Genomic DNA, 11222 nt, shown 5'->3' with positions numbered 1-11222 from the left:
ATTATACATGAATCAATTTATTCTGAAAAACTGTGAAAAGACGTAAAGTCAGCAATTTTACTTATCTTGTTAAATAGGAAGAAAGACGTAAAATTAACTAGAAAAAATTTTGTTTATATTGGATAGAATAGTCTTTTTTTAGACTGTTTAAATTGTCTAATGCCAATTTTGCGTATTCTGTGTGTTGTTGTTTTAATTCGTTTTCCATTTTAGTAATCGCTTGTTGTAAAGAATCTTCATATTTCATTTCTTCTACATTAAAATCTCTCAATTGTGAACGTGTTGCATAACGTTTTTCATAATGGCTTAAAGCACGTCTTTCATGAAAAAAAACACCTTCAGTTTCACCAGGATGATGTAAATCTCCTTGTTTAGGATGTTTAATGACTTGTTCAATTTGTACTAAAACTTGATGATTGTTATCTTCTTTAATCGTTACACCATAGGCACCTGTCTTATGAGAGAATCGATATAACATGCTATATTACTTCCTTTCAAATATGTTATTATGTATCTATATCATCATAACATGAATGGAGAATTTAAATGACTAACTATCCACAGTTAAATAAAGAAATACAAGATAATGAAATTAAAGTAATCATGCATACAAATAAAGGAGATATGACATTTAAACTGTTTCCTGAGATTGCTCCAAAAACAGTTGAAAATTTTGTGACACATGCAAAAAATGGATATTATGACGGCATTACATTCCATCGTGTCATTAATGATTTTATGATTCAAGGTGGAGATCCTACTGCTACTGGTATGGGAGGAGAAAGTATTTATGGAGGTTCATTTGAGGATGAGTTTTCATTAGAAGCATTTAATTTATATGGTGCACTTTCAATGGCAAATGCTGGTCCAAATACAAATGGTTCACAATTCTTTGTCGTTCAAATGAAAGAAGTACCAGATACAATGCTTAATCAGCTTGTTGATGGCGGTTGGCCTGAACCAATTGCTAAAGCTTATGCAGACAAAGGTGGAACACCTTGGTTAGATCAAAAACATACTGTGTTTGGTCAATTAATCGATGGTGAAACTACATTAGAAGATATTGCAAATACTAAAGTAGGGGCACAAGATAAGCCCGTACATGATGTTGTTATTGAATCGATTGATGTAGAAGACAAAAAAGCTTAACTCGTCAATGAAATATCATTAAATAAAAATAGGTGAGCATAAACTGTTTTAAATAAGACATTTACGCTCATCTTTTTTATTAAAAACGAACTTTTTAATGTAAATTTAGGAAGAAGAAATATAAATTTCTAAAGAAATTAATTTTTTATTAGTTTATCATTAGTCCAAGTATGGGATTTATGCTATTATTAATATGTTAAGAAAAACGAAATAAGGGGTTATCAAGTTGAATACTCACTATAAAGAAGGTCAGCATATTAAAGTGCGTGTGACTGGAATTCAACCGTATGGCGCTTTTGTTGAGACCCCTGACCATACTGAAGGACTTATCCATATTTCAGAGATTATGGATGATTACGTCCATAATCTAAAAAAATTTCTATCAGAAGGTCAAATTGTAAAAGCTAAAATTCTTTCTATAGACGATGAAGGAAAGCTTAATTTGTCACTTAAGGATAATGATTACTTTAAGAATTATGAACGAAAAAAAGAAAAACAGTCTGTATTAGATGAAATTAAAGAGACAGAAAAGTATGGGTTTCAAACGCTTGAAGAACGCCTACCGGTCTGGATTAAGCAGTCTAAACGTGCAATTCGTAATAATAATTGAATGACTGTTAATACGTTAAAACGTTACTTTTTTAAGTAACGTTTTTTATTATGTTAATATATTACCAAATATAAAAAGATGATTAATGCATAGAAGCATAAAAGTAGAGACATAAAAACGTTCATGTTATAGTTTAAAAATAATAAAACTAAAAGATTTAGAAAGGGATTACTTATGAATAATAAATATAAAAAATTATTTGAAACTGTTACATTACCAAATAGTGTATCATTAAGAAATCGCTTTGTACTTGCACCTTTAACACATACATCTTCAAATGATGATGGTACCATTTCAGATGTCGAAATTTCTTACATTGAAAAACGTGCAAAAGATGTAGGTCTTGCAATTAATGCTGCAAGTAATGTAAATGATATTGGTAAAGCCTTCCCAGGCCAACCATCTGTAGCACATGATTCAGATATCGAAGGTTTAAAACGCTTAGCGACAGCGATGAAGAAAAATGGCGCAAAAGCATTAGTCCAAATTCATCATGGTGGTGCACAAGCTTTACCTGAATTGACTCCTAATGGAGATGTTGTAGCACCAAGCCCCGTTTCAATGAAAAGTTTTGGTCAACAACAGGAACATCATGCAAGAGAAATCACTACTGAAGAAATCGAACAAACAATTAAAGATTTCGGTGAAGCTACACGTCGCGCCATTGAAGCTGGATTTGACGGCGTAGAAATACATGGAGCGAACCATTACTTAATTCATCAATTCTTCTCTCCATACTATAATCGTCGTGAAGATGAATGGGGAGACCATTTAAAATTCCCACTCGCAGTGATTGATGAAGTATTAAAAGTTAAAGAAACTTATGCAAATAAAGATTTTATTGTAGGTTATAGATTATCACCAGAAGAAGCAGAATCACCTGGTATTTCAATGGAACACACAGAAAAATTAATTAAAACAATTACAAAAAAAGCGATTGACTATGTTCATATTTCAATTATGGATATCCACTCAAAAACACGTGAGGGTAAATATGAAGGAGAAGAACGTCTAAAACTTATCCATCAATGGGTAGATGGACGTATGCCAGTCATTGGTATAGGTTCTGTATTTACTGCTGATGATGCTTTAGATGCAGTAGAATCGACAGACATTGAACTCGTAGCATTAGGTCGTGGAATTCTTCTAGATTATAACTTTATCAATAAAATTGAAGAGGGTAAAGAAGAGGAAATTATCTCGTACTTTGATCCAAATCGTGAAGATAAACATGCGTTACCACCAAATTTATGGGAACAATTTAATAAAGGATTTTATCCGTTACCTCGTAAAGATAAATAATTAATGAAATATGAAATAGTATGGTAGTGAGACAGAATTCATAGTGAATTTTGTCCACTACCTTTTTTTATTAAGAGAAAAAAGTTTATATCAAAATTTTAGATAATAGAAATAATTTACTTGTAAAATGTCAAGGGGATATGTCATTATTTTTGTAAGGGCTTTCATTTATGGAGTTAGAGAGATTTTAATGTTTTAAAATAGAATTTCGAAAGCCAGTAAATATAGTGATTAGTTTTAATATAACAATAAGCAAAGGGGAGATATTATGACTAAATCTGAAAAAATTATTGAACTAACAAACCATTACGGTGCTCATAACTATGTGCCGCTACCAATTGTTGTTTCAGAAGCAGAGGGAATTTGGGTTACTGATCCAGAAGGTAATAAATATATAGATATGTTATCGGCATATTCAGCAGTTAACCAAGGTCATCGTCATCCAAAAATTATTCAAGCATTAAAACATCAAGCTGATAAAGTGACACTTGTCTCTCGTGCTTTTCATAGTGATAATTTAGGGGAATGGTACGAAAAAATTTGTAAATTAGCTGGTAAAGATAAAGCACTACCAATGAATACAGGTGCTGAAGCAGTTGAAACAGCATTAAAAGCTGCGCGTCGTTGGGCCTATGACGTTAAAGGTATTGAATCAAATCAAGCTGAGATTATTGCATTTAATGGGAACTTCCATGGTCGTACAATGGCCCCTGTGTCTTTATCATCTGAAGCTGAATATCAACGTGGATATGGTCCTTTACTAGAGGGTTTTCGTAAAGTTAACTTTGGTAATGAAGCACAATTAAAAGAAGCAATTAATGAAAATACAGCAGCTGTTTTAGTTGAACCTATTCAAGGCGAAGCAGGTATTAATATTCCTCCAGAAGGTTATTTGAAAACCATTAGAGATTTATGTGATGAACATAATATTTTGTTTATCGCTGATGAAATTCAAGCTGGATTAGGACGATCGGGAAAATTATTTGCATGTGATTGGGATAATGTTAAGCCAGATTTATATATTTTGGGTAAAGCACTTGGTGGAGGCGTCTTACCAATTTCAGTTGTATTAGCAGATAATGAGGTGCTTGATGTATTTACACCTGGGTCTCATGGTTCTACTTTTGGTGGCAATCCGCTTGCTTGTGCAGTGTCAATTGCGGCTTTAGATGTCATTATTGATGAAAATTTACCAGAACATTCAAATGAACTAGGTGAATATTTTAAAACAGAATTACAAAAGATTAATCACCCTGCAATTAAAGAAGTTCGTGGACGCGGGTTATTCATTGGTATGGAATTACACGAAAGTGCAAGACCATTTTGTGAAGCGTTGAAAGAAAAAGGTTTAATATGTAAAGAAACCCATGATACAGTAATTCGTTTTGCACCACCTTTGATTATTACTAAAGAAGAAATAGATGAAGCATTAAATCGAATTAGAAGTGTATTTGAGTAAATAGACGTAATAGGGCATGATTTAATTTCTTTAAAAAGTATAGGCGTGTTACAATACTTATGAAAGCGAAAACATTTGTGAAAAAAAGAGGCGAAAGTGATTATGACTGAGAATAATAATTTAGTGACTTCTACACAAAACATTATTAAAGAAGCATTGCATAAATTGGGATTTGATGATGGTATGTATGATTTAATTAAAGAACCATTAAGATTCTTGCAAGTACGTATTCCAGTACGCATGGATGATGGTACAGTTAAAACATTTACTGGGTATCGTGCACAACATAATGACGCTGTAGGTCCTACTAAAGGTGGCGTTCGTTTCCATCCTGATGTAGATGAAGAAGAAGTCAAAGCATTATCAATGTGGATGACTTTAAAATGTGGCATTGTCAACTTACCTTATGGCGGAGGTAAAGGTGGTATAGTATGTGATCCACGTCAAATGAGTATTCATGAAGTAGAACGTTTATCACGAGGATATGTACGTGCGATTTCTCAATTTGTAGGACCAACTAAAGATATTCCTGCTCCAGATGTGTTTACAAATTCTCAAATTATGGCTTGGATGATGGATGAATATAGTGCTTTAGATAAGTTTAATTCTCCTGGTTTTATTACTGGTAAGCCAATTGTCTTAGGTGGCTCACAAGGACGTGATCGTTCTACTGCTCTTGGTGTAGTGATTGCTATTGAACAAGCTGCTAAGCGTAGAGGAAAAGAAATTAAAGGGTCACGTATTGTGATTCAAGGTTTTGGGAACGCGGGAAGTTTCTTAGCTAAATTTTTAAATGATATGGGTGCTAAAGTAGTCGGTATTTCAGACGCATACGGTGCATTACATGATCCTAATGGCTTAGATATCGATTACTTACTAGATCGTCGTGATAGTTTTGGTACTGTAACTAACTTATTTGAAGATACAATTTCAAATAAAGAATTATTCGAACTTGATTGTGATATTTTAGTACCGGCTGCAATTTCAAATCAAATCACAGAAGATAATGCACACGATATTAAAGCGGATATTGTTGTGGAAGCGGCAAATGGACCAACTACTCCAGAAGCTACACGTATTTTAACTGAACGTGATATTTTACTTGTACCGGATGTATTAGCAAGTGCAGGTGGTGTGACCGTATCTTATTTTGAATGGGTACAAAACAACCAAGGTTACTACTGGTCAGAAGATGAAGTAAATGAAAAATTACGGAAAAAATTAATCGAGGCATTTGATACTATTTATGAATTAGCAAAAAATAGAAAAATTGATATGAGATTGGCAGCTTATATCGTAGGAATTAAACGTACCGCTGAAGCAGCACGCTATCGTGGATGGGCGTAAATATAACTATTAAAAATGAAACTCCCAATGATGAGAAATATATACTCGTCATTGGGAGATTTTTTCTAGAATGATTTAATTAATAAAATCACTCGTTTGGGATAGTCGCTTTATATTTATCAGCAAAATTTGTAAATAGACCGTCAACACCATATTGGTTTAAACGTTGCATATCTGCAGTTTCATTCACTGTATAAGGATGAATTAGAAATCCTAAATCTTTTAAATGCTTAGTGTTTTCAGCGTTTAAAGTAGTATAATCTGGACCGACACCTATCGCGTATGAGCGAATATGTTGTAAATCCGCTTCACTTTGTTGTTGCAATTTATTTTTATCAAGTAATCGAATCAGTGGTACTCTTGAATCTAATTGGTGCATTTTTTGTAAACTTTCTTCTGAGAAAGATTGAATGAATATATGTCCTTGATTTAAAGAGTTACCAGTTAACATGTGATGTTTCTTTAATGTTTCAAGTAGTTGTTCTTCCATACCTGGATATACATTAGGATTTTTAGTTTCAATATAATAATTAGCCTTTGTACCGTAGCGAGATAAAATTTCATCTAGAGTAGGGACTTTAGCATTTTTATATTCTGGTTTCGCATATTCAGGGTGAGCATTGTTAAACCATGACCCAGCATCTAGTTGTTTAAGTTGTGCGAGTGTATAGTCTTCGACACGACTTGTACCGTTTGTTGTACGATCAACGGTTTCGTCATGCATTGCTACAAATTGTCCATCTTTTGTACGTTGTAAGTCTAATTCAATGTACGACGCCCCTAACTCATTATGACTTTTATCATATGCATAAAACGTATGTTCTGGCGCATAGCCACTTGCACCTCTATGAGCAATAGTCGTAAAACGTTCTCCAGTTAAGTTAGTCATCCAATTCGAATGATCTTGATTACGATGTTTACTAATCGCTACTGACGTATATTTATTTTGTGATTGATTAGACTGTTGATGTGCTACAGCAGAATTAGAAGCAGTGCCATGGTTGTTAGGGTTATTATGTGCTTTTACTGGATTATGTAATGTTACTAAACCGATAGTGGCGATTGCTAAACTAGATATCATTACTTTTTTAGAAATCTTCAAAAAACTCATCCTCTCAATTCAGTTTAAAAATACATTAAAACTTTAGCAAAGAGAAGAAATTTTTAGAAGAATTTTTTCAAAATTTTAGCAAAACTATTAATTTATTAACAATAAATATAGAGAAAGTTAAAATAATTAAATTTAACTAAAAAATGAGTCTAGCCCAAATATTTTGTCTTTATGCGTCATTTTACATTGAAACACTAAAAAAATAAGGCCCTTTCGTATAATTTAATAAACTTCACTAAACTAAATTAACGAGGTGCCTTATATACAAAGAGTCTAACATGACTTAACTTACTCTACCCAAGGAAACTTCATTACTTATTCTCACAAGTAATGTGATTTTCACAAAATCAAACCCCTTCGTATAAAACGATTAATCGATTTAGACTCATTTCTCAAGTAGATAGTTTATTAGAATCTTATTTATTCAATTCATAGTCACTTAATAATAGTATTCATTATTGTTTTAAAATATTTTCTGCAACGTTTAATTGATGACGCACAGCGTCTTGGCCTGTAGAGCCATAACTTTTTCTTCTATTTAAACAATTTGTTGGTTTTAAGTAATCATATACATCTTCTTCGATTTTATCATTTAATTCTTGATAACGTTCAAATGGTACATCTAACAAATAGATACCTTGTTGAATACATTCAAAGACAATTTTTCCTACAATTTCATGTGCTGTTCTAAACGGTACATTCTTGGCTACTAAATAATCTGCAAGTTCTGTTGCATTAGAAAAATCTTGATGTACAGTTTCATTTAAACGATTTGTATTAACTGTTAACGTATTAAGCATACCTTCAAAAATACGTAATGAACCTTTAATCGTACGAACTGAATCAAATAAACCTTCTTTATCCTCTTGTAAGTCTTTATTATATGCAAGAGGCAAGCCTTTCAATGTTACAAGCATACTCATTAAATGTCCTGTCGTACGTCCAACTTTACCACGAATGAGTTCAGCCATATCTGGATTTTTCTTTTGAGGCATAATAGATGAACCAGTAGAAAATGCATCAGATAGTGTAATAAATTTCGCTTCATCCGTAGACCAAAAAATAATTTCTTCCGCAAAACGTGATAGGTGAGTCATTGTTAATGATATATTATGCAATGTTTCAATAATGTAATCACGATCACTCACTGCATCAAGACTATTTTCATAAATATATTCAAAACCAAGTAATTTTTGAGTTTTATGTCTATCGATAGGATGCGTAGTGCCACTTAATGCTGCAGCGCCAAGAGGAGATATATCAATACGTTTTAAACTATCTGCAAAACGTGTATAATCTCTTTCCAACATCCAAAAATATGTCATGATGTGATGAGCGAAAGAAATAGGTTGAGCACGTTGTAAGTGCGTATAGCCTGGCATAATCGTGTCTACATGAGATTTTGCTAGAGTTAAAATAGCATCTTGGAATGAACGAATGAGTGCTTGAATCTCAATGACTTGTTTTTTTACATAGAGATGTAAGTCTGTTGCTACTTGATCATTTCTGCTACGACCTGTGTGTAACTTGCCACCTGGATCTCCAATGCGTTGTATCAGTTCATGTTCGATATTTAAATGTATATCTTCTAAAGCATGTTTAAATTTAATATTATGGTTATGAAAATCTGCCTGTATATCTTTCAAACCTTTTACAATAGCATTTTTTTCTTCTTCAGAAATAATGTTTTGATGTGCAAGCATTGTTGCATGTGCAATGCTACCTTGAATATCCTCATCTAAAAGCGTTTGGTCAAAATCAATAGAAGCATTAAACTCATCTACCCACTCTTCAGGTTGTTGTTGAAAACGACCTCCCCATGCTTTATTACTCATTATTATAACCTCCATGTAAATAAGCATTTACTTGTGTTGGTAGTCCATAAATATCGATAAAGCCGACTGCAGCTGATTGATCAAAAGCATCTTCTTTAGTATAAGTTGCTAACTTTTCATCATAAAGTGTATAAGGTGATTTTCTACCATTAACAATAGCATTACCTTTAAATAATTTAACTCTGACATCTCCTTCAACGTATTGTTGAGTGCTATCGATGAATTGCTTTAGACTGTCTGTTAAAGGTGAGAACCATAAACCATTATATGTTTGTTCAGCAAATTGTTTTTCAATGACTGGTTTAAAATGTGCCACATCTTTAGTTAATGTCAATGTTTCTAAAGACTTATGAGCTTTTAATATAACTTCAGCACCTGGCGTTTCATATACTTCACGTGATTTTATACCAACTAAACGATTCTCTACGTGATCGATACGTCCGATACCATGTTTACCAGCTAAATCATTTAATGTTAGAATTAGCTGATCTAAATCATAGTCTTTATGGTTAAGTTGAACAGGAACACCATTTTTAAATGATAAGATAATTTCATCTGGTGTATCTGGTGTATCCTCTAATTCAGCAGTTAAATCATAGGCATCTTTCGGTGGAGCAGCATATGGGTCTTCTAAAATACCACATTCATTTGCACGGCCCCATAAATTTTGATCGATGGAATAAGGTGAATCATGATTAATACCTACAGGAATACCATGTTTGATTGCATAGTCGATTTCTTCTTCACGACTCCATCCCCACTCTCTAACAGGAGCAAATGTCTTCAAATTAGGGTTAAGTGCTTTAATTGCTACTTCAAAACGTACTTGATCATTACCTTTACCAGTACAACCATGTGCAATACCAATTGACTTGGTTTGTTCAGCAATCTCTACTAATTTCTTCGCTATTAACGGTCTTGAAAGCGCAGATACTAAAGGATAACTATTTTCATACATTAAATTTCCTTTTATTGCATAACTTACATAATCTTCACTAAATTCCTTAGTTGCATCAACAATATGACATTCGATGGCGCCCATGTCTAATGCTTTAGAATAAACAACATCTAAATCTTTACCTTCGCCAACATCTAAACATACTGCCACGACATCATACCCTTTATCTATAAGCCATTTAACAGCTACACTAGTATCTAATCCACCTGAATAAGCTAAAACAATTTTATCTTTCATATTGTCACCTCAAATTTTTCTGAAAATTAATATAATTCTATCCTAACAGATTGTTTATGAAAATAAAACCATTTTTTTACATATTTATACAAAATAAAATAATTGAAATATAATTAATTATCTATTGTTATTTCTATATTTATTGAATATTACTACAAATAAAGTGTTGATTGCTGTTTCAATTATGTATTCATTACAAGGTAAAGTAATTCAATGATTCTATAAAAAAGCAGGTTATTTTTTGAATAATTGAACTTGTTCATTGAATAGATAACTTAAAGTTAGTAAAATGAAACTAATTCATAAATATTGGAGGATTTATAAATGACTCATATTCAATTAGATTATGGCAAAACGTTAGAGTTTTTTGGTCAACATGAACTTGATCAACAAAAAGACATTGTAAAAACAATTCATAAAACGATTCATGAAGGTACAGGTGCTGGAAGCGACTTTTTAGGTTGGGTAAATTTACCTGAAGATTACGATAAAGAAGAGTTTTCTAGAATTCAAAAAGCTGCAAAACATATTCAATCAAATTCAGATGTATTAGTAGTTATTGGAATTGGCGGTTCATATTTAGGTGCACGTGCTGCAATTGAAATGCTTACGTCATCTTTCCGTAACAGTACAGAATATCCTGAAATTGTATTTGTAGGAAATCACTTATCTTCAAGTTATACACAAGAATTAGTGAATTACTTGTCTGATAAAGACTTTTCAGTAAATGTTATTTCTAAATCAGGAACAACTACTGAGCCTGCTGTAGCATTTAGATTGTTTAAACAATTAGTTGAAGAAAAATATGGTAAAGATGAAGCGAAAAAACGTATTTTTGCTACAACTGATAAAGCAAAAGGTGCATTGAAACAATTAGCAGATAATGAAAGTTATGAAACATTTGTTGTACCTGATGATGTAGGTGGTCGTTATTCAGTATTAACTGCGGTAGGATTATTACCGATTGCAACTGCAGGTATTGATATTGAAGGAATTATGAATGGGGCAAATAAAGCTCGTAAAGAACTATCATCTGAAAATTTAGAAGAGAATATTGCATATCAATATGCAACAATTCGAAATGTTCTTTATAGTAAAGGTTATACAACTGAGATGTTAATTAACTACGAACCATCTATGCAGTACTTTAATGAATGGTGGAAACAGTTATACGGTGAATCTGAAGGTAAAGACTTTAAAGGTATTTATCCTTC

Annotated in this window: 10 protein-coding genes; 6 read left to right on the top strand and 4 right to left on the bottom strand. The window is 32.5% G+C overall.

What is annotated here, in order from left to right:
• Positions 1–97: 97 nt before the first annotated feature.
• The gene (kapB, locus tag HMPREF3046_RS06510) at positions 98–478 is read right to left on the bottom strand and encodes a sporulation phosphorelay system protein KapB (protein WP_049437460.1); all 381 of its coding nucleotides are present in this window, start codon (positions 476–478) and stop codon (positions 98–100) included.
• Positions 479–546: 68 nt separating this feature from the next.
• On the opposite strand from kapB, the gene HMPREF3046_RS06505 reads away from it, so the two are divergent.
• The 5 genes from HMPREF3046_RS06505 (at position 547) to HMPREF3046_RS06485 (ending at position 5867) form a co-directional block, all read left to right on the top strand.
• Positions 547–1149 (top strand): peptidylprolyl isomerase, encoded by a 603-nt coding sequence (locus HMPREF3046_RS06505; RefSeq protein ID WP_002455546.1) that lies wholly within the window; start codon positions 547–549, stop codon positions 1147–1149.
• 226 nt (positions 1150–1375) lie between these two features.
• Positions 1376–1759, top strand: coding sequence for a S1 domain-containing post-transcriptional regulator Ygs (gene ygs, locus HMPREF3046_RS06500; protein ID WP_002455545.1), 384 nt, complete (start codon positions 1376–1378; stop codon positions 1757–1759).
• 174 nt (positions 1760–1933) lie between these two features.
• On the top strand, positions 1934–3061 hold the full coding sequence (locus tag HMPREF3046_RS06495; protein ID WP_070717732.1) for an NADH-dependent flavin oxidoreductase: 1128 nt from the start codon (positions 1934–1936) through the stop codon (positions 3059–3061).
• Between the two features lie 268 nt (positions 3062–3329).
• Positions 3330–4520 (top strand): ornithine--oxo-acid transaminase, encoded by a 1191-nt coding sequence (locus tag HMPREF3046_RS06490; protein ID WP_070717729.1) that lies wholly within the window; start codon positions 3330–3332, stop codon positions 4518–4520.
• A gap of 102 nt (positions 4521–4622) precedes the next feature.
• A complete protein-coding gene (locus tag HMPREF3046_RS06485; RefSeq protein ID WP_070717726.1) occupies positions 4623–5867 on the top strand; it encodes a Glu/Leu/Phe/Val family dehydrogenase in 1245 nt (414 codons plus the stop codon).
• 88 nt (positions 5868–5955) lie between these two features.
• Here HMPREF3046_RS06485 and HMPREF3046_RS06480 read toward each other — a convergent pair whose 3' ends face one another.
• The 3 genes from HMPREF3046_RS06480 to HMPREF3046_RS06470 form a co-directional block, all read right to left on the bottom strand.
• Positions 5956–6978 carry a glycerophosphodiester phosphodiesterase gene (locus tag HMPREF3046_RS06480; protein WP_371093791.1) on the bottom strand — a complete coding sequence of 341 codons (1023 nt, stop codon included), beginning with the start codon at positions 6976–6978 and terminating at the stop codon, positions 5956–5958.
• Between the two features lie 455 nt (positions 6979–7433).
• Complete coding sequence (gene argH, locus HMPREF3046_RS06475) at positions 7434–8813, bottom strand: argininosuccinate lyase (RefSeq protein WP_070717716.1); 1380 nt, start codon at positions 8811–8813, stop codon at positions 7434–7436.
• Positions 8806–10008: an argininosuccinate synthase gene (locus HMPREF3046_RS06470; protein WP_070717713.1), complete on the bottom strand. Its 1203-nt coding sequence runs from the start codon at positions 10006–10008 to the stop codon at positions 8806–8808. The genes argH and HMPREF3046_RS06470 overlap by 8 nt, the downstream gene beginning before the upstream one ends.
• 324 nt (positions 10009–10332) lie before the next feature.
• On the opposite strand from HMPREF3046_RS06470, the gene HMPREF3046_RS06465 reads away from it, so the two are divergent.
• A partial coding sequence (locus tag HMPREF3046_RS06465) for a glucose-6-phosphate isomerase (protein ID WP_070718018.1) occupies positions 10333–11222 on the top strand: 890 nt, incomplete at its 3' end.

This window comes from Staphylococcus sp. HMSC070D05 (genome assembly GCF_001815595.1).
Lineage (GTDB): Bacteria > Bacillota > Bacilli > Staphylococcales > Staphylococcaceae > Staphylococcus > Staphylococcus hominis.
The sequence above is the reverse complement of the archived record's forward strand: the minus strand, read 5'-3'. Positions and strand labels throughout refer to the sequence as shown.

Bases quoted from the DNA above. Each gene is read 5' to 3' on its own strand.
- kapB (WP_049437460.1), bottom strand. From the start codon at position 478: ATGTTATATCGATTCTCTCATAAGACAGGTGCCTATGGTGTAACGATT.
- HMPREF3046_RS06505 (WP_002455546.1), top strand. From the start codon at position 547: ATGACTAACTATCCACAGTTAAATAAAGAAATACAAGATAATGAAATT.
- HMPREF3046_RS06495 (WP_070717732.1), top strand. From the start codon at position 1,934: ATGAATAATAAATATAAAAAATTATTTGAAACTGTTACATTACCAAAT.
- HMPREF3046_RS06490 (WP_070717729.1), top strand. From the start codon at position 3,330: ATGACTAAATCTGAAAAAATTATTGAACTAACAAACCATTACGGTGCT.
- HMPREF3046_RS06485 (WP_070717726.1), top strand. From the start codon at position 4,623: ATGACTGAGAATAATAATTTAGTGACTTCTACACAAAACATTATTAAA.
- HMPREF3046_RS06480 (WP_371093791.1), bottom strand. From the start codon at position 6,978: ATGAGTTTTTTGAAGATTTCTAAAAAAGTAATGATATCTAGTTTAGCA.
- argH (WP_070717716.1), bottom strand. From the start codon at position 8,813: ATGAGTAATAAAGCATGGGGAGGTCGTTTTCAACAACAACCTGAAGAG.
- HMPREF3046_RS06470 (WP_070717713.1), bottom strand. From the start codon at position 10,008: ATGAAAGATAAAATTGTTTTAGCTTATTCAGGTGGATTAGATACTAGT.